The sequence below is a fragment of the Rhizobium azibense genome (genome assembly GCF_004342325.1).
Taxonomy (GTDB): domain Bacteria; phylum Pseudomonadota; class Alphaproteobacteria; order Rhizobiales; family Rhizobiaceae; genus Rhizobium; species Rhizobium etli_B.
In genome coordinates, this window is record NZ_SMBJ01000006.1 from 168056 (window position 1) to 193552 (window position 25497).

At 56.2% G+C, this 25497-nt stretch carries 22 protein-coding genes; 20 read left to right on the forward strand and 2 right to left on the reverse strand.

Features of this window, described 5'->3' with window-relative positions; genetic code table 11:
- Window positions 1-118: 118 nt before the first annotated feature.
- The 9 genes from EV130_RS16550 to EV130_RS16590 all read left to right on the forward strand — a co-directional run bounded on the left by EV130_RS16550 (window position 119) and on the right by EV130_RS16590 (window position 8463).
- Window positions 119-1222, forward strand: coding sequence for a flavodoxin family protein (locus tag EV130_RS16550; protein ID WP_132550737.1), 1104 nt, complete (start codon window positions 119-121; stop codon window positions 1220-1222).
- 147 nt (window positions 1223-1369) lie between these two features.
- Entirely contained in the window at window positions 1370-1591 is a 222-nt protein-coding gene (locus EV130_RS16555) for a hypothetical protein (RefSeq protein WP_074064473.1), read from the forward strand.
- 204 nt (window positions 1592-1795) lie between these two features.
- Window positions 1796-2653: an SDR family oxidoreductase gene (locus EV130_RS16560; protein ID WP_074064472.1), complete on the forward strand. Its 858-nt coding sequence runs from the start codon at window positions 1796-1798 to the stop codon at window positions 2651-2653.
- 202 nt (window positions 2654-2855) lie between these two features.
- Complete coding sequence (locus EV130_RS16565; protein ID WP_074064471.1) at window positions 2856-3059, forward strand: hypothetical protein; 204 nt, start codon at window positions 2856-2858, stop codon at window positions 3057-3059.
- Between the two features lies 1 nt (window position 3060).
- Entirely contained in the window at window positions 3061-3273 is a 213-nt protein-coding gene (locus EV130_RS33385) for a hypothetical protein (RefSeq protein WP_074064470.1), read from the forward strand.
- 81 nt (window positions 3274-3354) lie between these two features.
- A complete protein-coding gene (locus EV130_RS16575; RefSeq protein WP_132550739.1) occupies window positions 3355-4998 on the forward strand; it encodes an alpha-amylase family protein in 1644 nt (547 codons plus the stop codon).
- On the forward strand, window positions 4995-5963 hold the full coding sequence (locus tag EV130_RS16580; protein WP_132550993.1) for a TIGR03885 family FMN-dependent LLM class oxidoreductase: 969 nt from the start codon (window positions 4995-4997) through the stop codon (window positions 5961-5963). Before EV130_RS16575 ends, EV130_RS16580 begins: the two co-directional genes overlap by 4 nt.
- Window positions 5964-6603: 640 nt before the next feature.
- Entirely contained in the window at window positions 6604-7167 is a 564-nt protein-coding gene (gene rfbC / locus EV130_RS16585) for a dTDP-4-dehydrorhamnose 3,5-epimerase (protein ID WP_074064467.1), read from the forward strand.
- 12 nt (window positions 7168-7179) lie between these two features.
- Complete coding sequence (locus tag EV130_RS16590) at window positions 7180-8463, forward strand: NAD(P)H-dependent oxidoreductase (protein ID WP_132550741.1); 1284 nt, start codon at window positions 7180-7182, stop codon at window positions 8461-8463.
- A gap of 440 nt (window positions 8464-8903) precedes the next feature.
- Here EV130_RS16590 and EV130_RS16595 read toward each other — a convergent pair whose 3' ends face one another.
- Together EV130_RS16595 and EV130_RS16600 are read right to left on the reverse strand one after the other, a co-directional pair.
- Window positions 8904-10808, reverse strand: coding sequence for an acyltransferase family protein (locus EV130_RS16595; protein WP_074064465.1), 1905 nt, complete (start codon window positions 10806-10808; stop codon window positions 8904-8906).
- Between the two features lie 547 nt (window positions 10809-11355).
- The gene (locus EV130_RS16600; RefSeq protein ID WP_132550743.1) at window positions 11356-12126 is read right to left on the reverse strand and encodes a metallophosphoesterase family protein; all 771 of its coding nucleotides are present in this window, start codon (window positions 12124-12126) and stop codon (window positions 11356-11358) included.
- A gap of 538 nt (window positions 12127-12664) precedes the next feature.
- Here EV130_RS16600 and EV130_RS16605 point away from each other — a divergent pair.
- From EV130_RS16605 to EV130_RS16650, 11 genes are all read left to right on the forward strand, one after another.
- Window positions 12665-14086 carry a glutamate-1-semialdehyde 2,1-aminomutase gene (locus tag EV130_RS16605; protein WP_074064463.1) on the forward strand — a complete coding sequence of 474 codons (1422 nt, stop codon included), beginning with the start codon at window positions 12665-12667 and terminating at the stop codon, window positions 14084-14086.
- 171 nt (window positions 14087-14257) lie between these two features.
- A complete protein-coding gene (locus EV130_RS16610) occupies window positions 14258-15496 on the forward strand; it encodes a class I SAM-dependent methyltransferase (protein WP_074064462.1) in 1239 nt (412 codons plus the stop codon).
- A 41-nt stretch (window positions 15497-15537) separates the two neighbouring features.
- On the forward strand, window positions 15538-16803 hold the full coding sequence (locus EV130_RS16615) for a DUF4910 domain-containing protein (protein WP_132550995.1): 1266 nt from the start codon (window positions 15538-15540) through the stop codon (window positions 16801-16803).
- 6 nt (window positions 16804-16809) lie between these two features.
- Window positions 16810-17541: an SDR family NAD(P)-dependent oxidoreductase gene (locus EV130_RS16620; protein WP_132550745.1), complete on the forward strand. Its 732-nt coding sequence runs from the start codon at window positions 16810-16812 to the stop codon at window positions 17539-17541.
- A 453-nt stretch (window positions 17542-17994) separates the two neighbouring features.
- A complete protein-coding gene (gene exoK, locus EV130_RS16625; RefSeq protein ID WP_081377236.1) occupies window positions 17995-18864 on the forward strand; it encodes an endo-1,3-1,4-beta-glycanase ExoK in 870 nt (289 codons plus the stop codon).
- 118 nt (window positions 18865-18982) lie between these two features.
- Window positions 18983-19981 carry a glycosyltransferase family 2 protein gene (locus EV130_RS16630; RefSeq protein ID WP_074064459.1) on the forward strand — a complete coding sequence of 333 codons (999 nt, stop codon included), beginning with the start codon at window positions 18983-18985 and terminating at the stop codon, window positions 19979-19981.
- On the forward strand, window positions 19978-20109 hold the full coding sequence (locus tag EV130_RS33865; protein WP_257788712.1) for a hypothetical protein: 132 nt from the start codon (window positions 19978-19980) through the stop codon (window positions 20107-20109). Before EV130_RS16630 ends, EV130_RS33865 begins: the two co-directional genes overlap by 4 nt.
- Window positions 20106-22496, forward strand: a complete 2391-nt coding sequence (locus tag EV130_RS16635) for a GNVR domain-containing protein (RefSeq protein WP_245520067.1) — start codon at window positions 20106-20108, stop codon at window positions 22494-22496. The genes EV130_RS33865 and EV130_RS16635 overlap by 4 nt, the downstream gene beginning before the upstream one ends.
- 106 nt (window positions 22497-22602) lie before the next feature.
- A complete protein-coding gene (locus EV130_RS16640) occupies window positions 22603-23715 on the forward strand; it encodes an NAD-dependent epimerase/dehydratase family protein (protein ID WP_074064458.1) in 1113 nt (370 codons plus the stop codon).
- 70 nt (window positions 23716-23785) lie between these two features.
- Complete coding sequence (gene rfbF, locus EV130_RS16645) at window positions 23786-24574, forward strand: glucose-1-phosphate cytidylyltransferase (RefSeq protein WP_074064457.1); 789 nt, start codon at window positions 23786-23788, stop codon at window positions 24572-24574.
- 233 nt (window positions 24575-24807) lie between these two features.
- Window positions 24808-25488 carry a sugar transferase gene (locus EV130_RS16650; protein ID WP_132550999.1) on the forward strand — a complete coding sequence of 227 codons (681 nt, stop codon included), beginning with the start codon at window positions 24808-24810 and terminating at the stop codon, window positions 25486-25488.
- Window positions 25489-25497: the final 9 nt, after the last annotated feature.

A 25497-nucleotide genomic window follows, 5' to 3' on the forward strand; every position in this document is an offset into this window, starting at 1 on the left:
TTTCACGCAAGGGTGATGCTTCACGTTCGGCCACTGGCGCCTCCTTGTGCGGACGGTCGCTAAGGAGCGACAGCGCGGCGGACGTTCCCGTGGACTTGCTGACATGTGGGAGGCTTTAATGTCTCATGAAATTTTATCCAGCCTGGACGCCCTCGAACCGCGCAGGGGAAGTCCTAGTCCTCGTCTCGATGAGAGGGAATTCAAGAAGCGGTTCCTGAACCAGTTCAGGGACAAAGCTTTCGCAGATTTGGCAGCCGAAATCGATAAGGTGGCATCTGCAGCCTGGCAGGCCTATCTGCATTCCCGCAAGAGTCCAGTGACGAGGAAAGCTGGCCCGAATTTCTTCGACCCAGACTACGAGCTTTCTGCGGACTGGCTCAAGGCTCGGCGCGCGGTTCAGGAGGCGCAATCGCGCCACGAGGATGCAAATGGACCGTCGAGGGTGCTTTTGATCAATGGATCGTCGCGCAGCGAACACACCTGTCCCGGCGAACTATCGAAAAGTTACAGGATGATCCAACTGGCGAAGCAGATATTCCAGGAAAGCTCCGATTTCAAAGTCAAGGTCCTCGACCTTAGCCGTATTGCGTCGGAATATGGGCGGCAGATCCATCCATGCAAGTCGTGCTTCTCCACAGCGGCACCCCTATGTCACTGGCCGTGCTCGTGCTATCCGAACTACTCTCTCGGGCAAATCCACGACTGGATGAACGACATCTATCCGCTGTGGGTCGAGGCACACGGCATCATGATCGTAACCCCAGTCAACTGGTACGCGACCTCCTCTCCACTGAAGCTCATGATGGACCGACTTGTTTGCGCAGACGGTGGCAATCCGGATCCGACAAGCACACATGGCAAACACGCCCGCGAAGCAAAGGCAATTGAGGTAAAGGGGTGGAACTACCCCAGGCATCTCAAGGATCGCCTGTTCTCGGTCGTCGTCCACGGGGATACGGAAGGGGCAGAGAATGTCCGGCGAAGCGTATCAGACTGGTTGCGCTCGATGGAGCTGATCTCCGCCGGAGCGCTCGCTGAAATCGATCGCTACATCGGCTACTGGGAGGCATATGCCACCAGCCACGTCACCTTCGAAAAGGATCTCGATATGCAGAACGAGGTCCGAAACGCAGCAAGGACACTGCGCCAGGCCGTTATTGCAAAGCGTCGCGGCAATATGATCGAAGCTGGAAGAGACGTGGAGCATTCTCGCAAAAAATAGGGTCAGTCGCAAAACGGCTATCGCGCCAAGCCATCGCCACCGGTTCGAAGGTTCATAACCGGGCCGCTCAGATTTTCGGCGCGTGTGGCTTTCTGGTGATTGCTCATTGTCCGTGGGTCGCTATCGTCGTCCAAAAACGGGGTAACCATGGCAAAGACGGACTGGCCGAAGGAACCGCTGACAAGCGAAACCTTGAACATGCTCGATCGCGTTCTTCGCGAATGGTGTACCGAGCAAGATTGCGAGCCCTCGAGCGAGGCGGCCATCGTGCAGGCGAAAGCCCTCATTGACTGGTTTGAATTCGGCGTGCGGGACGAGGCGGAGCTTTCGAAACTGCTTCGCGACACGCTTACGACAAAGCAATCGTAGGAACTCTAAGCGTCTTTGGAAGTTGTTTTAAGACACAGCCAAGGAGACCCGAAACGCGTTCCAGTCGCCTGCATCGCCCCGGCAACCACTCAGGGGCACAAAAGCGGGCAGATCAATCGTCACGCGAACGCTAGGCGCCGTCCAGCTTTCGAGGATCATCTCCAAATGGCCTAAGAACCTTAACACGCAATCCGGGAGATCGCCATGCCACACTATCCTGCCCCGCCCTTCGACACCCCGAGACAGCCAATGCCCGGATCGACGAAAGCCATGTCGCCATTGCCTGACCATGGCGAACATACGTACCGTGGTTCTGGTCGCCTCAAGGACAAGAAGGCGATCATCACCGGCGGCGACAGCGGTATTGGCCGCGCCGTCGCGATCGCTTACGCTCGTGAAGGTGCCGATGTTCTCATCGCCTATCTGGACGAGGATGACGACGCAAATGAAACAAAAAAATGGGTCGAAAAAGCCGGTCGCAAAGCCATCCTCATGCGCGGCGACATCCAAAATCCGGTGCATTGCCGCCACATCATCGATACGGCCAGGGCAGAACTCGGCGGCATCGATATTCTCGTCAACAATGCCGCTCACCAGGCAAGCTTTAGCGACATTGGAGAGATAAGTGACCAGGAATGGGAGCTGACATTCAAGGTCAATATCCATGCGATGTTCTACCTTTGCAAAGCAGCTGTTACGCACATGAAACCGGGCAGCGCCATTATCAACACTGCCTCGATCAACGCTGACAGTCCAAGCCCACACCTGCTTGCCTATGCCACAACAAAAGGCGCCATCCAGAACTTTACCGCTGGCCTCGCCCAAATGCTTGCGGACAAGGGAATTCGGGCGAATGCAGTGGCACCCGGGCCAATCTGGACGCCACTGATCCCGTCAACCCTGCCGGAGGACGCAGTCAGGAACTTCGGAAAACAGGTTCCCATGCAGCGCCCCGGGCAGCCGGCAGAACTGGCGACGACCTATGTAATGCTCGCCGATCCCCTGTCGAGCTATGTCTCAGGCGCAACAATTGCCGTTACAGGGGGCAAACCGATCATCTGATGGCAAGTGCCGGAACCCTGCCGGTAAGACAAGTTGAAGCGCGCCAGCGAGCATCTGCTGGCGGCTTCTGGCTCGACGGTCAAAATCCCCATTGCTCCGACTTGGGAACATTGGAGTTGATCAAGGGTTAGACCCTCAGGAATGATTACAGCGACGGCAGCCAGCAAGCCTGCCACAACCCATAGACAAACGGAGGACCAAGATGGGCATGAATACACCGAAGAATGGTCCACCAGGAACCACTGATCAGTCGCCACGTTGGGAAGGCCCCAAAGGCAACACTCCGCGAGGCTATCTTCCGCCGAAAGACGATCCGGACAATGATCGGGACGCGCTTGGTGAAAACAATCGTGATCCAGAGAAGAAAAATCTTTCCGATGCCTTCAAGACAAAAGGAGGGACCTGAAATGGGTGGCAACCCTAGAAAGGATGCAGCCGGGCAATTTGCGAGGTCTCGTGCAGACAGAAAGGCTTCCGGCGTCCACAGCGCCAAGCCCACCGTCATAACAGGTTCGGAGGATGCCACGGTTCACAAGAACCCTCCAGGCAGGCAAAAGCCGGAAAAAGACTGGGATCCGAATTATGATCCCGCCGACATGAACGAGGGCCAATCGCACTAGGGGTCTCATCGGTGGTGCAGATCACAGCGCTGCTGTCCTTCGTCCTATCGCGCTATCGGGTGGTCCAAACTGGGTTCCCAGATGCCTGAATCGATCGTTCCCTGGTATATCGACGCCGTTATCTACGGCGTGGATGTCGAGAAATTCGCTGACGGAAATGGCGATGGCATAGGTGATTTCGTCGGCCTGACGGAAAAGTTGCCATATCTCGGTGAGCTCGGCGTAACTTGTATCTGGCTGTTGCCCTTCTATGGCAGTCCGGACCGAGACAATGGCTATGACGTCAGTGACTTCTACGCCATCAATCCGAAGGTGGGAACGCGTAATGACTTCCTGCAATTTCTCCACAGGGCCGGCGAGCAAGGCATGCGGGTGATCATCGATCTCGTCGCCAATCACACATCAAACGAACATCCCTGGTTTGAGGCCGCTCGACGCGACCATCAAACGCGCTATCGCGATTATTACGTATGGAGCAATGATCCGCCGCCGATTGAAGCCGGCGCCACGTCGATCTTCCCCGGCGAGGAGTCGAAGCTATGGACGTATGACGACGTCGCAGGAGCCTACTACTTTCACAAATTCTATCACTTCCAGCCTGAACTCAACTTCGCCAATCCCGAGGTTCGCGGGGAGATCGAACGCGTCGTCGACTACTGGCTCGCATTTGGAATCAGCGGCTTCCGCTTGGACGCAGCGCCGCTCATCATCGGCGACAATGGGCTGGAAAGGGCAAACCCACGCGATCCTCACGGAGTATTGCGCGATCTTGGTGGGTATCTGCAAAAGCGGCGGCCAGGTGGCGTTTTGCTTGGGGAAGTCAATCTCGATCCAACTGAGATGAGCCTCTACTTCGGCGAGGGCGATCAGTTGGGACTGCTCTTCAATTTCATGCTGTCTTGCTACATTTTTGCTGCGATGGCGAAAAAGGAGGCGGCGCCGATTTACGAGGCGCTCAGTTTGCTGCCCGAGCCGCCTGTTCTGTGTGGCTGGGCAAACTTCTTGCGCAATCTCGACGACCTGGACTTTTCGCGCGTGCCGCCGGAGTTGAAGGACGTCGTCTTCAAAGCTTTTGCTCCCGAGGAAAACATGCAGGTCTTCGGCCGCGGCATCCGGCGCCGACTGGCGCCGATGCTGGACGGCGACCAGCGGCGGATCGAACTTGCCTTCAGCATCATTCTTTCCCTGCGCGGGCCACCACTATTCGTCTACGGCGATGAGATCGGAATGGGCGAGGACCTTTCCCAAGAGGGACGCAATGCCATGCGGGCACCAATGCAATGGTCTTCGGAACGAAATGGCGGATTTTCGACTGCTAAGGCCGAAACGATCTGTCAGCCTCCAATTTCGCGAGGCCCGTTTTCATACAAGCATGTGAATGTCGAAAGCCAGCAGAAGGATCCAGACTCGCTGTTTAGCTGCATCAAGCGGCTGATCACCTTTCGTCGTCGGAACGTCATTTTCTCCCAGGGCCGTTTTGTGCGACTGACCGCAGACCACCCGGCGATCCTGGCATATGGATTTGAAGATGCCGGCTCCGTCCTGTTGGTGGTGCACAACCTGGGCGACCACTCGGTCGATGTCGAGGTATCACTCGATGCTGTCCACTGCGAGCGCCTGCAAGACATGACGAGTGGAGACGTTTTCGAAGCATCGACCACGCTGAATGTCAAAATGGCACCATATGGTTATCGGTGGCTCGCTTCAAAAAAGGAGGCCGGCTGATGCATATAGGATATCATGCGTCCCATGAGCAGTTCACACCCTCGGACTTGCTACACTATGTGAAGCGTGCCGAGGCCACGGGCTTCCAGAGCATTATGTCTTCTGATCATTTCGCCCCGTGGAGCGAACGCCAGGGCCAGTCGGGTTTCGTCTGGTCATGGCTTGGAGCGGCAATGCAGGCAACGCGTCTGCCGTTTGGGCTCATCACGGTTCCTTCTGGTTGGCGCTATCACCCTGCGATCACTGCGCAGGCTGCCGCGACCGTGTGCGAGCTCTTTCCGGGAAGGCTGACATGGCTGGCGGTTGGCAGCGGCGAGGCTCTGAACGAGCACGTTGTCGGCGGCGACTGGCCATCCAAGGCGGAACGGAACGCCAGGCTGCTTGCCGGGGTCGAGATCATGAAGGAGCTCTGGGCAGGACGGACGGTCAGTCGGCTGAAGCCGATCAAGGTTGACGAGGCGAAACTTTATACGCTTCCAGCCGAACCACCGATGATCGTTGCCGGTGCACTTTCACCAGGAACAGCCGAGTGGGCCGGCCACTGGGCAGATGCGTTAATCACCGTCAATCAACCCCGCGAACGGCTCGCAGAGATCATAGACGCCTTCAGGCTCGGCGGCGGGAACGGAAAACCTCTCTATCTGCAGGCCCATGTCTCCTTCGCAAGAAGTCAGTTCGAGGCACGCGCGAATGCCTACGACCAGTGGCGCAGCAACGCGGTAACAGCGGCGATGGCGGAAGACCTCCGTCTCACTAGGGATTTCGACGATGCCTGTCGGCACGTTCGTCCAGAAGACATGGATCAGCATGTCCGCATTTCGGCCGATCCTGCAGATCATATCGCATGGTTGGGTGATGATGCGCGGATGGGCTTCGAAAAAGTATTCTTGCACAATGTCGGGCGCAACCAAGCCGAGTTCATTGACGTCTTTGCCAAAGAGGTCTTACCAGCGTTCAAAAGCTAGACGCGGCGCGCCGCCTGCTTGTGGCACGGTCTGACCGTCCACACCGTTTCAATCCGCCGGATCGTCAATGATGAGTGTCCCAAACGGCCCGTTTCATGATGCAGCACATGCCGCAGCATTCATCACGCCTTCCCGGTCACGCTATCGCTTCCCGCAATTAGCAACGTCAAGGTGATGTTGTCCTGTAATCTTCGGTCTCGGCGTTTATCGAACGACATTATTTCTTCCTGATGAATAAGTCTTAAGAGTTGACATTGCGTAATGGCGGAAGGTAGCATATAGCACGGTGGAATAAACGATATGGTATTGTCGATATTGGCAAGTATCGATTTTAATTAGCACAGACGTTTAAGACACTGTTTCTACCAGAGTTCCTTGCTTCTTTCAAAGTTCGATCGTCATTCTTTTAACATAACCCCCCTGTATTGACATTGTATTTGTACGAGGTGTGTATTTTGTTGACTTTAAAAGTTATAAATTTATCGCTAATGCACACTAAACTTCCGGAGCAGCGTGAAGAGCACATGATCGAGATTAATCTTTGCGAGCCATCCAAGGATGCTCAGAATGTCATCGCTCTACAGTCGGGGGCTGCTGCATCGCAGCTGGCCGCTAAACAGAGGGATACGAGGCTAGCAGCATGAAGTTTCACGCGACGCCTTTGGATGGTGCATACGTTATCGAGCCGGAACCGCGCGGCGACGAACGCGGGTGGTTTCAGCGCGTCTTTTGCGAAAGAGAAATGACCGATGCCGGCCTCGAAGGCCGCTTCGTACAAGTCAATAACTCGTTCAACGCCGAAGCAGGCACCCTGCGTGGACTGCACTATCAACTCCCGCCCTCGCCAGAAGTTAAGATCGTCCGGTGCCTCTCCGGAGCACTGTGGGATTGCATCATCGATTTGCGACCCAATTCGGCGACATACCTTGGTTGGCACGCAGTTGAGCTAACGGGTGAGAACCGGCTGGCATTTTATGTGCCCCGCGGCTTTGCCCACGGTTTTGTAACACTAAGGCCCAACACCGAAGCATTGTACCTTGCCAGCGAATTCTATGATCCAAATTCGGAGCGCGGTGTGCGTTGGAATGATCCGAAGTTCGGCATCGCCTGGCCGGTTGAAGGGGCCATAATTTCGGAGAAAGACGCGAAATGGCCCGACTTCGACGAGGATTTTCATGGCGTGGAACGCCTACGCGGCGTCTAGCAGGAGGTTTTGATGGTGATTGACACGCTCCTGAAGAAGCGGGAAGAGGATGGCCGTCCCATCAGGGTCGGGATGTATGGCGCAGGCTTTATGGCCAAGGGCATCGTCAACCAGATCTCCAATTCCGTGCCAGGAATGGTCCTTGGCGTGATCTGCAACCGAAACGTGGAAAAGGCAATATTGGCCTACCGCGATGCCGGCCTTGAAGCATCCTACGCTTCCGATAGCAGCAAGCTTTCCGACTTGATTGCCGAAGGCGTGCCGGCCGTCACTGACAATCCAGCATTGCTTTATGAGTCGGGTGACCTGGATTGCCTGATCGATGCGACGGGTGCGATTGAATATGGCGCCAATGTCAGCTTAGGTGCAATCGCGCACGGTCGCGACATGGTGACGATGAACGCCGAACTGGACGGTACGGTCGGCCCGCTTCTCAAGAAAAAGGCCGATGCGGCAGGGGTTATTTTCACGGCCTGCGATGGAGACCAGCCCGGGGTCCAGATGAATTTGTGGCGCTTCGTCAAATCCATCGGGCTAACGCCGCTGGTGTGCGGCAATATCAAGGGTCTGCAGGATCCCTATCGCACACCGACAACGCAGGCCGCATTCGCGGCAAAATGGGGGCAGGACCCGCATATGGTAACCAGCTTCGCTGATGGCACGAAGATTAGCTTCGAGCAAGCTATCGTCGCCAACGGCACTGGTATGTCCATTTTGAAGCGCGGCATGATGGGTCTCGAGCATCGTGGCCATGTCGATGAACTCGTCAATGCGTATGACATTGAGGCACTGAAAGCCGTAGGTGGAGCTGTCGATTATGTTGTGGGAGCGACACCAGGTCCGGGTGTCTTTGTTCTCGCCTATCACGACGATCCGAAGCAACAGCATTACCTGAACCTTTACAAGCTCGGAACCGGCCCGCTTTATAGCTTTTACACACCGTACCATCTCTGCCATTTTGAGGTCCCCCTCTCAGTGGCTCGAGTTGTACTTTTACGCGATCCGGTGCTTCAGCCACTGGAAGGGCCAAAGGTCGAGGTTGTGGCGACTGCAAAGCGCGACCTTGATGCTGGCGAAACGATCGACGGTTTGGGCGGCTACATGAGCTATGGCCAGTGCGAGCGCATCGACGTCGCCAGTGCTCAGGATCTGCTGCCCATGGGGGTTGCAGAGGGATGCGTCGTGAAACACGCCGTAGCGAAGGATCAAGTCCTTACCTATGCCGATGTGGTGCTGCCGGCGGGCCGCACCATCGATCTGTTGCGCCGCGAACAGGCGGAGATGTTTGCCGCGTAGTGCTGGAGACGGGACTCGGGCTGCGGCCCTTGCATCAACATATATATGGCTGATTCAATGGGGTTGTTCCCTCGGCGTACTCGTCCTTGCCGCGGTGATGAGCGGCGAAGAATCGTCCAGCCGTCCAGCATGCTGCTCTTCCTTTGCAACGCGTCGTACTCCATCTTACTTGGGATGTGTTATTCGGCGTGGCGATCGTCGCTCTTCTCCTGCAATGCGAAAATCCCCGTTCGGCCTTCCCTCCGATCGAAGTCGCGACCGCGCTCGAAAGATAGATCAATCCGTTCTTTTCAGACCAAACATCGCGACCCACTGGCGACAACGATCACCTGACGAAGAGGCCCAGGCTTGAGGGAAGGAGTTATGCCCTTGCAGCCTGAAAAAAAGCGGAGTGGGCAAGGCCTTGGGGTGGCCCGGCCGAAAGTCAACCGGCGCTTACTTCAATTGACACGGGATACGAGCGGGAAATAGCGTTCGACTACGCGAGCGCTGCCGAAATTCGACAGGTGGCCGGAATCGAAATAAAGCATTCTGCCATCGTCAATGTAAGGGCACTCGCCGGCTGTGCAATCCATTGCAATCGGATCAACGAAATCGGCGCCGCCCGCAGCAATACGCAGCCGCTCGTTGAAATCGTGATCGATCACGGTTGACCAGGAGGCCGCTTTTTGGCCGGAGGCGGCCTTCTTAAAAGCAATGACGTCGACATTGGTTACAAACATTGGCGATTGCCCGATCACTATCACCCGGACGCCCTCCGCCTGAAGCTGTCTGACGGTGTCTTCGAGCATTTCCAGCCCCCGGCGCTGCAAATCAACCCACCGGCCCGAGAGCACGACCGTCTTAACGTCGAGTGAGCGGATGATGTCTAAAGCCTTCTGATTGAATGCCTGGCAGTTCGGTCTGGCGTAGGAGTAGTAGGCAAGGACGGGAGGGCAGCCGGCAAATGTATACTCATAGACTCGGCCAGGAATGGACGCAGCGTTGGCGACGATCCCGGGGGCGTAGTGGGCGGCATAGGAATCCCCCCACAAAAGCGCGACATCGCCGGTGCTTGTCGTCAAAGCGCAATTTTCGGGGAGCCATTTTTTAAAGCCATCGTCGTCTTCGAAAAAGCACGTGCCATTCCGCCACGTCTGGCCGGCCTGCACTGTCGTATCCGCGCTCGCTACAACTGCTGAAACGTCAAGCATGCGCGCTTCGACGTTTGTTGCATAGCCTGGAAAACGCTGGGGAAAGCCATGAGCGGCAACCCCCGCGTAACCGAACAGCGAGACGATCGTCATGCTGGCAAGCGCTGAGCCTATGAGCGCGCGCCGGGTCCAACTCACGGTCTGCAGACGGAATGGCGTTTCGACAAAGCGCCAGGAGAAAATGGCAAGCAGGAGACTCGCGGCGACGATGCCCATGGCGTGGAGCCCATTGGGCTCCTCCAGGGTCACGTATCGGACGAAGACGGTGATTGGCCAGTGCGCCAGATAGAGCGAATAGGAAATCTTGCCGATGAACACGAACGGCGCGCTCGCAAGGATTTTTCCAACCACGGAACGGGTCGGGCCGCCTGTATAGATGATGAGAGCTGCGCCCGCGCATGGCAAAACCGCTGCAAGCCCGGGAAATGGGGTCGCATCGGTATAGGCAAATACCGAATAGAGGATCAAGATCGCCGCACCGATCGCAACGGCGCTGTTTGACCGGTAGGACAGCGTGCTTTGTCCGCCCCAAAGCGCCAGCAAGCTTCCAATCAACAGCTCCCAGCTTCGTGTCGGCAAGAGGAAGAAATTTGCCGTCGGTGCGACGTCGATTGCATAGATGCTTAAAGCCAGGGACAGTGTTAAGGCGAGTGCGAATGCCGCCAATCGCACCCGGAAGTTCACTTTGTAGAGCAGCCACATGGCGATCGGCATGAAGATGTAGAACTGCTCTTCGACCGCAAGCGACCAAGTATGCAGCAGCGGACGTAACAGCGCGCTGTTTTCGAAATAACCTGAGAACTTCCAGAAATAGATATTTGAGGTGAACGTCCCGACGGCCACCAGGCTTCGGGCGAAGTCTTCGAAGAATGGCGGCAGGAAAAGCATGTAGGCGGCGATCGCCGTCAGTAAAATATAGAAAACCAGTGCCGGAATGATCCTGCGAAAACGCCGCTCGTAGAATGTCAGTATGGAAAAGCGACGATTCTTGAGATCTTCGTCCAGAATTCTTGTTATGAGGAAGCCGGAAATAACAAAAAAAATGTCGACGCCGACGAATCCGCCAGAAAATCCAGTGACTCCGGCATGAAAGAACAGCACCGGCATAACTGCTATCGTCCGTAACCCGTCAATCTCCGGCCGATATTTCATGAATATCCTAGTTCGTAGAAGGATTTTCAGTTTTGTTAGTCATGGGTAATCAGCTTAGAAGACGGTGTCAATAGAACAGTTAAAGCGGAGAAACTTACTTATCTGTCCCGTGTAACATGGTTTCTTATTTGTTCATCAGCTTTCCTGGGTAGCTGTTGGTGTTCGCACGTCGGCGACTTACTTCACCGGTCGAAGCGGCCCGCGCCTCTCCTAAAGAACTTGCGTTGATTCACTCAAAGTCACACCTTGCCCCTCTTGCCAATTTCGCCATGCGCTTGAACAGCGGGCGCAAGGGTGGCCGGCGATCGCCAGAATCTGTCGGCAATGCGCCCTGCAATTTGTCTTCAACGGCTAAACAGTGAAGAGTGATGGCCTGTCATCCCTCGCAATTTCAGACGAGAGATGTCATTGCGTGCAGGCGTCCCGCGACGCTATGCCGTTGATTTTCACGGCAACGCCGCCGACGGCATCGTTCTTAACGAGGCTGCGAACATCGCGACACCTGGGCGACTGCGCGGCCAGACCCACCCAAAGGGTCCAGCCCGTGTCAGATGAAATTGAAGCTTTCGTCGGCGATCTTCAGCACCGTCAGGTGGCCAGTGGCCGCCGCCGCCGTGTCGATGGCAACCCGCTGCGGTCCGAAGGTCGGCTGCAGGACAGGGGTATGCCCGTGGACCACGAAGAGCGGCCGACGCGGGCCCTCGCTTAAGAACGGCTCGCGGATCCACATGAGGTCCATATCCGTTTGTTTGGACATATCGACGCCAGGCTTTATGCCGGCGTGCACGAAGAGCAATTTGCCGATCTGAAGCGAGACCGGCATCATTTCGATCATGGCGATGTGCCTTTCTGGCACGCGATCCGCGACAAGGCCTTGAAGGCCGCGCGTCCCTTTCGTCTTGATGACATGCGCAACGTCGATACCGTAGGAAGCAAGCGTTTCGGTCCCGGCGAAGTCGAGCCAATCGCCAATGATGGAAGGTTTGCGGAACATTCGGGCGAATTCGTCGTCGTGATTGCCCGAAAGCGCGACCTGCATGAAGCCATCAGGCGGCTCTGCGCCAAGCATGTCGAGGACCTTGCTGCTGGCGGGACCGCGATCAACGTAGTCGCCGAGAAAAACGAGGAGCTTTGGGCCAGGATAGGCCCGAGCGTCATGGTCTATGCGTCGTTTTGCTTCTGCCAGTTCATCAGCGCAACCGTGTATATCGCTGACAGCGTAGATCGCATCGAAGGCGTTATCGAGCCACAAGAGCCTTTGCCTGCCGATCGACTGCGGGTTCGGATTGCGGCGCCAACGCATCGGGAAGTGAAACATTCATCCACCGAAAATGACAAGGACTCAATCTCCCTACAGGAAGAATCTTAACTGAAGCCCAAAGGGGAAAATTCCCGAATCCCGTTTTGGTACAACTCCATGGGATTTGGTTACAATTGCATGCTTCATCCAACGCAATGCCATTGGCACCAAATATCAAAGCACACAAATACACCAGCGTGATTGCAATTTTAACTCCTCATTAATTGTCATTTACATGTTGTTGCTTTGGTGATAACTCTTGAACAGTAGCAGTGGAGTATAGTGTACTTGAGTGTATCCAGTGTGTACCTGACGAACTTGAAATCATGCGACCGTTGCATGATTTCAATTTGGCTAGCGTTGCAATATATGCGGCTGGCTCAACAGTTTTTCAGAAAGAATTTTGGCCGCTTTGATATCTCAAGGCATGGCCTTCCCGCGCTTGGGACATCCCACGGTCACCCTTCCCCGCTCAGCCATTTTAAAATGTCGTTAGACACGTCCTCCAACGCTTCTTGCAACGGCGTGCGACGTGTTTTCGGAGGGGTAGAAAACGGTGACCAGCCTCATTAGTAACTTTGAGCACTCGAATGAGTTGCGTCAGCGAGCCCGACGGTTGATTCCGGGAGGAGCGCACACTTATGCAAAGGGCGACGATCAGTATCCGGTCTTGTCGCCGGGCTTCATCGCCCGGGGGCACGGCGCCTATGTCTTCGATGTCGACGACAACAAGTATATCGAGTTTGGCATGGGAAACCGCGCAGTCTCCCTCGGCCACGCCTATCCAAAGGTCCTGCGCGCTGTCGAGCGGGAGCTGAAAAACGGCGCGAACTTCACGCGACCGGCAGTCATCGAGGTGGATTGCGCAGCAATCTTTCTTGAGACGATCCAAGGCGCCGAAATGGTCAAATTCTGCAAGGATGGATCACATGCGACCTCTGGCGCAATCCGTTTGGCAAGAGCCGTCACCGGGCGCGACCTCGTTGCTCGATGTGCCGATCACCCGTTCTTTTCGACCGACGATTGGTTTATCGGGACAACGCCCATGAATGCCGGCATCCCGAAAGCCGTACGGGATATGACGCTATCGTTTTGCTATAATGAAATTGACAGTGCCAGAGCACTGTTTGAGCAACATCCCGGTAAGATCGCGGCTGTCATTCTTGAGCCATCGAAAGGCGAACCGCCGAAGGATAATTTCCTGCACCGTCTGCGTGATCTTTGTCATGCCAATGGAGCACTTTTCATCCTGGACGAGATGATAACCGGTTTCCGGTGGCATCGGAACGGAGCGCAGGCTCTTTACGATATCCAGCCAGATCTATCCTGTTTCGGCAAGGCGATGGGCAATGGCTTTGCGGTCTCCGCACTTGCGGGAAAGCGCGAATTCATGGAGCTGGGCGGTATAGATCAGCGCGAGAAGCCACGGGTCTTCCTGCTGTCGACCACTCATGGCGCTGAAACGCACGCCATGGCGGCGGCAATTGCAACGATGAAGATCTATCGTGACGAGCCGGTGATCGAGCACCTTTATGAAAAAGGCGAGGCGCTTCGACAAGGCATTTCGCAGATTGCGGCCAGCCATGGAATAGGAAATCATTTCAGCGTCTTCGGGTTGGCAAGTAACCTCGTCTACGCAACGCTTGATGAGGATGGTCGTCCCTCCCAGGCGTTCCGCACGCTGTTTCTGCAGGAACTGATCAAGCGCGGCGTTCTCGCTCCCTCCTTCGTTGTCAGTTACACGCACGGCGACCCCGAGATTGCAAAGACGCTCGATGCAGTCGATGGCGCGCTCGGCGTTTACCGCAATGCCCTTGAAAACGGCGTATCCAGTTATCTGGTCGGGCGACCATCGGAGGTGGTGTTCCGCGCCACGAACCGCATGACAACGGAACCTGACGCTGTTCCCGCTCTGGTGCCTGAATTAGATCGTCGCGTCAAACGGCGCGAGACGCGCCTTGCCACTGCTGGCCGATAGGGAGGTTTGCCGATGCTTCACCACGTATCATTTCCAAGAAGCCTGAAACTCATGGACGATGCTTTGCCGGCAGTTGTTCTTCTGCAAACCGATCCGCAAAGCTAAACGTCTCTTGGAGCCGCGTTTCAACCAATTCTTCACCGTATCGTTTCGTCTAGGGGGACGAAGATCATGGCTTCATTCAACTGCAGGTTTTGCAACACCGCTCTCACTCAGACGGTCGTCGACCTTGGCGCGTCACCGCTTGCAAACTCCTATATCGCCGTCGACAAAACGCAGGACGCCGAACCGTTCTTTTCACTACATGCGTTCGTCTGCGACGAGTGCTTCCTGGTCCAGGTGCCTCCTATGGCGCCGCGCGAAGACATCTTCGACAGCGAGTATGCCTATTTCTCCTCCTATTCGGCCTCGGTACTGAAACATGCGCGCGAATATGTTGACCATATGGTCGAGCGGTTTCAGTTCGACTCGGGCCACCAGGTAATCGAAATTGCCAGCAACGACGGCTATCTTTTGAAAAACTTCAAGGAACGCGGCGTTCCGGTGCTCGGCATAGAACCATGTGCCAACGTCGCGGCTGTCGCGGTAGAGGCCGGCATCCCGAGCAGGGTACAGTTCTTCGGTGTGGAGACGGCACGGCAGTTGGTTGGCGATGGTCTCACCGCCGACCTGCTGATCGGCAACAACGTGCTGGCGCATGTCCCCAACATCAACGATTTTGTTGCCGGCATCAAGATCGTATTGTCGGCAACCGGCATCGCAACGATCGAGTTTCCGCATCTCATGAAGATGCTGGAGCTCAATTACTACGATACGATCTATCACGAGCACTATTCGTACCTGTCACTTTTTAGTGTCGAGAAAATCTTTGCCCACCACGGCTTGACGATCTTCGATGTCGATGAGATCGCTCCACAAGGGGGATCGTTGCGCATTTATGCTCGCCACGCCGAAGATCAAAGCCAGCCGGTCTCGGTGCGTGTAGATGAACTGCGTGCCCGCGAAATTGAAGGCGGCGTCAATTCTATCCAACGCTACAGCAAATTTTCCGAGCAGGTCCACCGCTCCAAGCGCGATCTTCTGCGATTTCTGATCGATGCAAAGGAAAGCAAGAAGACCGTTGTCGCCTATGGTGCTCCGGCAAAAGGCAACACGCTTTTGAATTTCTGCGGCGTTGGTACGGATCTTATCGAATATACTGTCGATGTCAGCCCTCACAAGCAGAACCACTTGCTTCCGGGCACCCGCATCCCGGTCCACGCACCACAAAAGATTGCAGAAACCAAGCCCGATTACGTCTTGATCCTGCCCTGGAACATCAAGGATGAGATCATCAGCCAAATGTCGGAGCTCAAAGGCTTGGGCAGCCAGTTTGTCGTTCCGCTTCCCAATGTCGAGGTCGTTGCTTGAGCGCCGTCAGCGCGACAGACAAGGAGCCTGCCGGCGCGCGGATGGCTGCCCTCATCGAGCGACTTTTTCCGATCTGTCGCAGCATCACCGGTCCGGGCGTCGTCGAGACCCTTGAGATTATCAGGCAGGAAATTCCGGTTACGATTCATCGCATAGCAAGCGGCACGCAGATCTTCGACTGGACCGTCCCGCAGGAATGGAGCATCCGCGATGCCTATGTGAAGGACGAGAAGGGCAACCGGATCATCGACTTCAAAGCAAGCAATCTGCACGTCGTCAACTATTCCCGACCGATCCGCGCGACATTGCCGCTTAATGCACTGAAGCTTCATCTGCACACCGACCCCGCCCATCCCGCCTGGATCCCCTACCGGACGACCTACTACAAGGCAGACTGGGGCTTCTGCCTCTCCCAGAACGCCCTGGAGGCGATGAGCGAAGGAACCTACGAGGTCCTGATAGACTCAACACTTTCAGATGGCGAACTTCTGTGGGGCGAATGTTTCATCCCCGGTACTACGACCGACGAAATCGTTATCTCGACCCATATCTGCCATCCATCACTTGCCAACGATAACCTGTCGGGCATCGCCGTCTGTGTCGAGCTTGCCAAGCTTTTGATGGCGGCACAGCGGCGCTATTCCGTGCGGTTGCTCTTCATTCCGGGCACCATCGGTTCGATTGCCTGGCTTTCGACGAACCGCGAGCGGCTGTCGCGCATCAGACATGGTCTTGTTGCCGTCAACCTCGGCGATCCCGGGATGCTTCATTATAAGAAGAGCCGTCACGAGACGGCTGAGATCGATCGGGTTGTGGAACATGTGCTGAAGTCAGCGGGACAACCCCATTCGATTATGGCGTTTGCTCCCTATGGCTATGACGAAAGGCAGTTCAGCTCACCTGGCATCAACCTTCCCTTCGGCTGTCTGTCGCGCACACCCTACGGGCGGTTTGCTGAGTACCATACGTCGGCCGACAACCTTGATTTCATCAAGCCTGAAGCGCTTGCCCACTCACTCAATACCTACGCCTCCGTGCTCGAAACACTTGACCGCAACCGAGCTTTCCTGAACCTTTCGCCGATGTGCGAGCCGCAACTTGGAAAACGCGGGCTTTATGATGCCGTCGGCGGAAAATCCGACACGAAGATACGTCAGATGGCCCTGCTCTGGGTTCTAAACTACTCGGACGGCAGACATGATCTCCTCGATATCGCCACAAAATCGGGTCTTGCGTTTGATTTGATCGCCGATGCCGCCGATCTTCTGATTGGCCATGATCTACTTGCACCGGCACAGAGGACCTAGGAGATCATGGAAAAATCTCTTCAGGGGCGCGTGGCAGTGGTGACCGGGGCAGCGGGCGGTATCGGTCAGGCGATCGTTTCGGCCTTCGGTGGAGCCGGCGTGACCGTTCATGCTCTTACCCGCGGCGGCGTCCCTCCGTCGTCCCTTAGCAATGGAGCATCGATCAGCTGGCATCACGTCGATCTTGCCGATGACCGGGCCATCGCCGAATTCGTCGCCCGTTTGCGGGTGAGCGAACGCGGCATCGATTACCTCGTGCACAGTGCTGGCGTCTTTCGTTCAGGCCCGGTTGCGCAAAGCCCGGTGGAGGAACTCGATAACGTCTGGCGCGTCAATCTGCGCGCTCCCTATGTTCTGACACAGCTCCTTCTCCCGGCACTGGCCAGACAGAAGGGTTATATCGCATTCATCAACTCAAGCGTGTGGCTCAATCCGAAAATCGATCTTGCGGGTTACACGATGAGTAAGTATGCGCTGAAGGCATTCGCCGACGTCCTGCGAGCCGAGATCAACAATCAGGACGTGCGCGTCCTCAGCATCTTTCCCGGCAAGACCGCAACGCCGATGCAGGAAACTATCCATGATGCAAGGGCGCTTTTCTACCAGTCAGACGAGCTGTTGCAGCCGGAATCGGTGGCAGCAAACCTGATCTCAGCCTTGTCGATGCCGTCCACCTGTGAAGTGACCGAAATTTTCATGCGGCCAGCACGGCCGACAACGCCGACCTTCAACGACTAGGCATTCCCAGTGCCATGATCTCCAGCGCCAGCATGATAAACCGCATGCACGCATGACGGACGAACGTCCCTGCCTCTCCGGCATTCGGAATGACTACCTGTACCATTATGAAACGACAGGAGCTGAACTTTGTTCAAACACTAATCTACGGCGTAAAATCAAGCTTTTAGCCATCACATTCGTTAATTTTATGTTGCCTCTTTCAATTTTCTGAAATAACGTCTCCGCAAATACTGCTACGCCGTTCTCGGGATGCCGGTATAGACGATCGTGATTAGTTGAACGCGGTCGAAGTTGGCAACGTCGGCGCTGCATATCAGGCAGGAAAACTATGCAATGATTCAACAATGCATGTATTCTGCCTGTAAAAAAGAATCGGGAAGTATAGCCTGGAATTTTTAGTGCCAACGTCGCCGCGCCATTTGTCTCTCGTACTCGCTTCGGGTTGCTATTATGAATTTCAATCAATCTTCACATGCTGACCGTGCAGCTACGGGTCGGGGATTCAGTTGCATTTTCCGGCACATCCTTTCACTGATCTTGCTGACATGTTGGTTTGCTCCTAACGTCGGGGCCGCGGACGGGCGCCCTGGAGCGTCGTTCTTGGAGAGCTTTGACCGCCTCGACCCCAACTTCTGGTATATTTCAGATGGCTGGACGAACGGTGATCACCAGAACTGCATCTGGTCGGCGAGAATGCTTAAGATTGCAGATGGCTTTGCCTCGCTCATGCTCGCAAAGGACACTATCGATCAGAAGGCCCTGCTATGCGCAGAAATCCAGACGAAGCAGCGCTACGGCTATGGTACCTACGAGGCACGGATAAAGACGGCGACCGGGTCAGGCATCAACTCGGCGTTCTTCTCCTATATTGGCCCCGCCGACCATGAGGAACACGACGAGATTGATTTCGAGGTGCTGGGGAAGAACAGTGCTGCTGTCCAGGTCAACCAATATGTGAAGGCGAAGGGCGGCAACGAAAAGCTCGTTTCGCTCGCCGGTCCGGCCGACGAGGAATTCAACCATTTCGCCTTTACCTGGGAGCCCTCCAGACTGCGGTTCTTCGTAAACGGCCTGCTCGTCAACGAGATTACCGATCCGCTCCGCATTCCGACGGCAAGGCAGAAAATCTTCTTTAGCCTGTGGGGAACCGATACGTTGACAGGCTGGATGGGCCCTTTTGCCTACAAAGGACCGGTGATCATGCAGGTCGACTGGGTGAGCTTTACCGCTACGGGCGAAAGATGTCTGTTTGCAGGCTCTGTGACCTGCGACGGCACGATCACCGTCAGCGCCCCTGCAAATCAGCAGGAGAACCTTTGATGGCGCCTGTGTTTTACCTGGTCCACGATCTGTACGATCCCGCTTGGCGAAAGCCGCCTCGCAAGACATCAGGTCACTTTCCGATCATTTCGTCATTTGCCATACAGGATTGAACGCGATGAATAAGCACGGGGGCCCAGAAGATTGCTGCTTGATCGTCATTCCATGCCTTAACGAACGAAACTACATCGGTGCGCTTCTGAACGATCTGAGCACGGAGCTTCAAGCGCCGGGCTGGCGCATTGTTGTGGCCGATGGCGGCAGCAAGGACGGCTCGCAGGATATCATTAAGGCCGCCTGCGCCATCGATCCGCGCATCATCTTCCTTGACAATCCGAAGCGCCTGCAAAGTGCGGCGATTAATCTTGCCGTGGCACGCTACGGCCGTGATTTTGACTATTTCGTCCGCATGGACGCCCATGGTCAATATCCGAGGAATTATTGCCAGCAGCTGATTGCCGATGCCGAGATGACCGCTGCTGCCTCCGTCGTCGTCGCCTTGGAGACGACTGGTTTCAACACATTCCAGAAAGCAGCGGCGATTGCACAGAACTCCAAGATCGGCAACGGCGGTTCTGCCCATCGCAACCAATCGACGGGTCGCTACGTCGACCACGGACACCACGCTTTGATGCGCGTCAGCGCCTTTCTCGCCGTTGGAGGCTACGACGAGACCTTTTCCCATAATGAAGATGCCGAGCTCGACTTCCGTCTGACGAAGGCCGGCTACAGGATCTGGATCAGCGGCAAGACAAGCATGATCTATCATCCGCGCGCAAGCGTTGGCGCGCTGTTTTGTCAATACCTCAATTACGGCCGCGGACGGGCGCGCAATATTCGCAAACACAAGACGATGCCAGCCTTGCGCCAAATGCTGCCGCTTACAGTCGCGCCCGCCGTTGCCGGCACTGCGCTCGCGCTGTTTTACTGGGCAGCCATCGTCCCAGCTTTCGCCTGGGCGTTCACCTGTATCGGCTATGGTTTTTACCTTCGCGTGCGCCAGCAAATGCCCCACGGACCATTGGCCGGGCTACTTGCTATGGTCATGCATGTAGCCTGGTCAACGGGTTTCTGGCTCGAGATGCTGTCGCTTGGTCCAAGAAGGAGCGTCTCATGAGCCGGCCACTTCTCATCGAAATCGCTGTTTGCACATACCCGTGGGGCTCGCTCAGAGCGGCACGCATCAAGCCAGCGGCAATGGCGCTGCAGACGCCTGTCTCGGCCGTTAGGCGGGTGTCGCAATGAACGAGTTCATAGGCAAGGCAAAGATGATGCAGGAAGCACTACGCCCCTATCTCGGCCCGCCGGGCACGGCCAAGCAGCCGGAAGCCGGCGATGAGAGGTTCATAGACGTCGACCGCCTGATACAGATCGCCAGGCGTCAAGCAAAGCTCGTCGTCCTTTTTGCCGCCATCGGCCTGCTGCTCGGCGTTACCCGTCTGGTGTTTGCAACCTATTATTACACGGCAGGCACGAGCGTCCTCATCGATGACAATCTGAGCCGGTTTGCTGGAGACGTTTCACCGGCACCTGCAAACATGGAATCTGACAAGAAGATCATGAGCCAGGTGGCGATCTTGAGGTCAAGCTCGCTTGCTGCAAAAGTAGTCGACAGACAGAAGCTTTACGAAAAGCGCGAATTCATAAGTCCTCCACTCTCGGTCACCCAGCAGATCAAGGGCCTTGGCAAGATGGCGATGGACGTGTTTGCCGGCATAGGCACAGAGATGGCAGATGCCGATAGCCTCGATGCGCGCAAGGGCACTGCCGTGGCAGTTCTCATGGACAATTTGAGGGTCGAGCAGCAACCGCAGAGTTTCGTGATCGACCTGTACTACACTTCGACGGACCCCACCTTGTCGGCGCAGATCGCTAACGCCTATGCCGAAGCCTATCTGTCAGACAAGCTCGATGCCAATTTCGACGCGTCACAAAGGGCGACGGTCTGGCTGCGCGCTCGGCTGACCGATCTGAAGGACCAGTCGCAGGAGGCGGCCCTGAAGGTCGAACGCTACCGCACGGAAAACGGCCTCACTTCAGCAAAAGGTGCCCTCTTGTCGGAAGAACAGCTCTCCGACATCAGTGGCCAGTACATCCTGGCCCAGGCGGACAGCGCAAAGGCACTCGCGCTTTACAATCAGTACAAAGCGATCGTCGCCGCCGGCCAGCAGACTGCAGTCGACAATGCCGCGACCGTCTCGGAGCAGGAAGGCTCCACAGTCATTTCGACGCTCAGAGCGCGCTACCTGACGGTCATCAAGAGGGCTCAGGAGATCGAAGGCCGTTTCGGCCCCGAACACCCGCAGGCAATCACGCTGCGTAAGGAGCAGGATGACATCGGGCGGCAAATCTTTCTAGAGCTCAAGCAGATGACGGAAAGCTACCGCAATCAGTATGAGGTTGCCCTCTCGCGCGAGGCATCGCTGAAGGAGGGACTGTCGAGGATTACCGGACAAACCTCGGCGGCGAATGAATCGCTCGTGCAATTGAAGGACCTCGAACGCAACGCCGAAGCCATCAGCGACCTCTACAAGACCTATCTGACGAAATATCAGGAAACGGCCCAGAACCAGTCGTTTCCAATATCAGAAGCGCGCGTCATCTCGCCTGCCTCGCCGCCGACCGAGGCATCCAGCCCCAAGCGCACCCTGACGCTTGGTGGCTCGCTGGTACTCGGCGCGATCTTCGGTATCGGCCTTGGCCTGTGGCGCGAGATTAGGGAAGGCACGTTCCGCCTTGGCGAGGAATTTACGGCGCTCGGCCTGAAGTTCTTCGGTTATCTGCCGCCGATCCCTGGAGCCACGCGTCCCTCCCCCGATGACGAAAGAAAGCTGATCGCCAATCCCGATGTCGAGACCATGCGGTTTGCGGTCAAATCGGGCGGCACCAAGTTTACCGAGACGCTACGGCACGCAAAGATCGTGACCGACACGATGCTTGGCAGCCAGAACTGCAAGGTCATCGGCGTCGTCTCAGTATTGCCTGGCGAAGGCAAGACGACAGTCGCGGCAAACTTTGCGACGCTCGTGGCCTCCAGCCCAGCCAAGGTGCTGATGATCGATGCTGATCTCAGACGCGGATCACTGACGCAGGGTCTTGGCATCCACTTTGAGACCGGCTGGACGGAGGCACTGGCCGGGGCAACGAGATGGCAAGATACCCTGGTTGTCGATCCGCAGACGGGTGCGAGCCTTCTCGCGACACCGCGCCAGCTTAAGGTCTTCAACACGAGCGAGCTGATCTCAGGTCCTTCCATGGCAGCTCTGTTAGAAGAGGCCCGCTCCATGTTCGACTACATAATCGTTGACCTTCCACCAATCGGGCCAGTCTTCGACGCCAAGGCTTTCGAGCCGTTGGCCGATGGTTTCCTGCTCGTGTCGGAATGGGGAGGCACACCACGAGCCCTTTTGAAGTCAACACTTGAACAAGAGCCGGCAATAGCAGCGAAATTGCTGGGGGTCGTGCTCAACAAGGCAGATCAAGAGAAGCTTTCGACCTATGGCGGCCTTGGCAGTTCCGAGAAGCTCTACTCCCGATATGCGAGCTACTACCTCGAGCAGGGCGAGCCCATCATGAAGGCGCGAGGCCGCAGGCGGCGAAAGTCGCGCGCGCAGCTATCGAAGGAGCTCTAGCGAAACGCGCAAGTAGCACTGATCCGATGCAATGTTGGTGTGAAGCAATTCTGGTTTGCGCCATGCCGATTTTCAATGACAGTTACCAGTTCCGGAGCGTTTGAAAATGAAGATCTTGATCACAGGAAACATGGGCTATGTCGGGCCTGCTGTCGTCTCTCACCTGCGCCGTGCGATGCCTGATTGCTTGCTTGTCGGCGTCGATACTGGCCTTTTCGCGCACTGCCTCACCCAAGCAAACCTACCTGAGCGTTTGCTTAATAGTCAGGTCTTTGCCGATGTCCGCGATCTGCCTGCCGAGCTATTCGAGGGCGTCGATGCGGTCGTGCATCTGGCAGCCGTTTCCAACGATCCGATGGGTGGCCGCTTTGAGGCAGTGACTGACGAGATTAACCATCGTGCCACACTCAGGACAGCCGAGCTCGCCGCCAGGATGGGCGTCAGAAGCTTTGTATTTGCCTCCAGCTGCTCAATGTACGGTTTTGCCGAGGGCGGCGCGCGCACCGAAGCAGATGATCTTAACCCTCTGACCGCTTATTCGCGCTCGAAGGTTGCGGCCGAGATCGGGCTTGGCGAGATTGCCCGCAACAGCCAGATGACGGTCAGCGCGTTGCGCTTCGCGACTGCGTGCGGCTTTTCGGGACGTACCCGGCTCGATCTCGTCCTTAACGATTTTGTGGCCTCGGCACTGAAGACCGGGCGCGTCTCGGTCCTCTCTGACGGCACGCCCTGGCGTCCGCTCATTCATGTCAACGACATGGCAAGGGCAATCGAATGGGCGCTGCTCAGGCGGGATGGCGCAAACTTTCTGGCCGTCAACGTCGGTTCCGAGGACTGGAACTATCAGGTCCGCGAGCTCGCGGAGGCCGTCGCCGCCTCGGTTGCGGGCACGGTGGTCGAAATCAACAAGGACGCTCCACCGGACCGGCGCTCTTATCGGGTTAATTTCGATCTATACCGGAGTCTGGCACCGGCCCATCAGCCAGAAGTAACGCTTGCAGGCGCTATTGCCGATCTCAAAAACGGCCTTGCTGCGGCGGGCTTGAAGGATCCCGATTACCGCTCTTCCCAACTCGTGCGGTTGAACGTGCTTACACAGGCAATCGACGGCGGCAGCCTTGGTACCGACCTGCGCTACACGGCCAATTCGTCCGACCTTGGTTCCATTCCTGGTTTCAAGGATCCGGCTCTTCAAACGCGCGAAGCCATGTCTGGCTGAACCGGTTCATGTGACACAGTGACTTTAAAACCGCCTATGGCGGGCAACGATTCAAATGACGAGGGACGCAATGAAAGTTGTCATTTTTGCAGGAGGCTACGGGAGCCGTCTTTCGGAGGAGACTACGCTTCGGCCAAAGCCTATGGTCGAGATCGGCGGGCGGCCGATCATCTGGCATATTATGAAGATCTATTCGCACTACGGCTTCAACGACTTCGTTGTGCTTGCCGGTTACAAGGCGGATTACATCAAGGACTACTTCATCAACTATGCGATGATCAACAGCGACTTCACAGTCGACCTAGCGACGGGCGAGTTTAAGTGGCTTCGCCGCGCGCTAGAGCCGTGGAGGGTCACCGTGCTCGATACCGGACTAAACACGATGACTGGCGGACGATTGAGGCGCGCCCGCGACGTCATCGGCGACAGGCGGTTCCTCCTTACCTATGGCGACGGTGTCTCCGATACCGATATCGCTGCAACCATTGAGCTTCATGAGAGGGACGCTAACTGGATCACGCTGACCGCCGTCAGCCAACCGGGCCGCTACGGCGCACTTGGGCTGTCCGACGACGGAACTCGGGTCCATGCCTTCCGCGAAAAACGCATTGGCGATGGCGGTCTGATCAACGGTGGCTTCTTTGTCTGCGAGCCTGACGTCTTCGACCTCATTGAGGGCGATGACACCGTTTGGGAAGAGGGTCCGATGGAAAGAGCGCTTCACATGGGCAAGGTTGGCTCGCACTGGCACCAGGGCTTTTGGCAAAGCATGGATTCGCTGCGAGACAAGATGGTGCTCGAGAAGGCCTGGGAGAGCGGCAATGCGCCATGGAAGCTCTGGGACCCGACGCCGGGGTGAAACGAAGCCTTGATGAGCGATAGGTCGCCTCTGCGGTTTGGCCCACCCGAACCGAAATTGAATAATACCTGCTACGAAATGGAAAATTGCCTGCGAACAGCGCGAACTACAGACTCAATCTGTATCACTTTGTTACATTAAGTATATTTCAATTAAGAAGGATCTTTTTCTATTGCCTTTTCGAACACTTTAGTTACTAATTTCTTAATATTCTGCTTTCGGGGAGCTTCATGATGAAGCATGATATCGATTTAGCCGATGCCTCTATTTTCTCGCATTACACCCAGTGGCCAATGAGGCCATTGGGCGGTTTGCGCAAGAGGGTGTTTGACATTGTCGGCGCCCTGGTTTTGCTCGTCCTGTTTTCCCCACTGTTCTTGCTGATCGCGATTGCCGTAAAGCTTGATGATCGCGGCCCCGTTCTTTTCGGTCATCAGCGCATTGGCCACAACGGAAAGTCGTTCCGTTGCCTGAAATTCCGGACCATGGTTACCGAGAGCGATGCGCGGCTTGCTGCCTATCTCGCCGAAAACCCCGCCGCCCTTGCTGAATGGGCGACGACGCGCAAGCTGCGTCACGACATCAGGGTAACCGCCACCGGAAAGGTGCTGCGAAAACTCAGTCTCGACGAGCTACCACAACTGCTCAATGTGTTGCGCGGCGATATGAGCCTTGTTGGACCTCGTCCGATCATGGGCGAGGAAATGGTCCGTTACGGTGATCGCGGAAGTCACTACCTTCGCTCGCGCCCCGGTCTCACCGGCAAGTGGCAGGTGAGCGGGCGAAGCGACACGAGCTACGAAGAGCGCGTTCAGCTCGACAGCCAGTATGTTGAGCAGTGGTCTTTCGTCGGCGACGTCTGGATCATCCTGAAAACCGTGCCGGTTGTCCTGTTCGCACGGGGTGCCCGCTAGCACGCCCAC

Bases quoted from the DNA above. Each gene is read 5' to 3' on its own strand.
- EV130_RS16550 (WP_132550737.1), top strand. From the start codon at position 119: ATGTCTCATGAAATTTTATCCAGCCTGGACGCCCTCGAACCGCGCAGG.
- EV130_RS16600 (WP_132550743.1), bottom strand. From the start codon at position 12,126: ATGTTTCACTTCCCGATGCGTTGGCGCCGCAATCCGAACCCGCAGTCG.
- EV130_RS16615 (WP_132550995.1), top strand. From the start codon at position 15,538: ATGGCTGCCCTCATCGAGCGACTTTTTCCGATCTGTCGCAGCATCACC.
- EV130_RS16635 (WP_245520067.1), top strand. From the start codon at position 20,106: ATGAACGAGTTCATAGGCAAGGCAAAGATGATGCAGGAAGCACTACGC.
- EV130_RS16560 (WP_074064472.1), top strand. From the start codon at position 1,796: ATGCCACACTATCCTGCCCCGCCCTTCGACACCCCGAGACAGCCAATG.
- EV130_RS16565 (WP_074064471.1), top strand. From the start codon at position 2,856: ATGGGCATGAATACACCGAAGAATGGTCCACCAGGAACCACTGATCAG.
- EV130_RS16555 (WP_074064473.1), top strand. From the start codon at position 1,370: ATGGCAAAGACGGACTGGCCGAAGGAACCGCTGACAAGCGAAACCTTG.
- EV130_RS33865 (WP_257788712.1), top strand. From the start codon at position 19,978: ATGAGCCGGCCACTTCTCATCGAAATCGCTGTTTGCACATACCCGTGG.
- EV130_RS16640 (WP_074064458.1), top strand. From the start codon at position 22,603: ATGAAGATCTTGATCACAGGAAACATGGGCTATGTCGGGCCTGCTGTC.
- EV130_RS16630 (WP_074064459.1), top strand. From the start codon at position 18,983: ATGAATAAGCACGGGGGCCCAGAAGATTGCTGCTTGATCGTCATTCCA.
- EV130_RS16595 (WP_074064465.1), bottom strand. From the start codon at position 10,808: ATGAAATATCGGCCGGAGATTGACGGGTTACGGACGATAGCAGTTATG.
- EV130_RS16650 (WP_132550999.1), top strand. From the start codon at position 24,808: ATGAAGCATGATATCGATTTAGCCGATGCCTCTATTTTCTCGCATTAC.
- rfbF (WP_074064457.1), top strand. From the start codon at position 23,786: ATGAAAGTTGTCATTTTTGCAGGAGGCTACGGGAGCCGTCTTTCGGAG.
- EV130_RS16610 (WP_074064462.1), top strand. From the start codon at position 14,258: ATGGCTTCATTCAACTGCAGGTTTTGCAACACCGCTCTCACTCAGACG.
- EV130_RS16575 (WP_132550739.1), top strand. From the start codon at position 3,355: ATGCCTGAATCGATCGTTCCCTGGTATATCGACGCCGTTATCTACGGC.
- EV130_RS33385 (WP_074064470.1), top strand. From the start codon at position 3,061: ATGGGTGGCAACCCTAGAAAGGATGCAGCCGGGCAATTTGCGAGGTCT.
- EV130_RS16590 (WP_132550741.1), top strand. From the start codon at position 7,180: ATGGTGATTGACACGCTCCTGAAGAAGCGGGAAGAGGATGGCCGTCCC.
- rfbC (WP_074064467.1), top strand. From the start codon at position 6,604: ATGAAGTTTCACGCGACGCCTTTGGATGGTGCATACGTTATCGAGCCG.
- exoK (WP_081377236.1), top strand. From the start codon at position 17,995: ATGAATTTCAATCAATCTTCACATGCTGACCGTGCAGCTACGGGTCGG.
- EV130_RS16620 (WP_132550745.1), top strand. From the start codon at position 16,810: ATGGAAAAATCTCTTCAGGGGCGCGTGGCAGTGGTGACCGGGGCAGCG.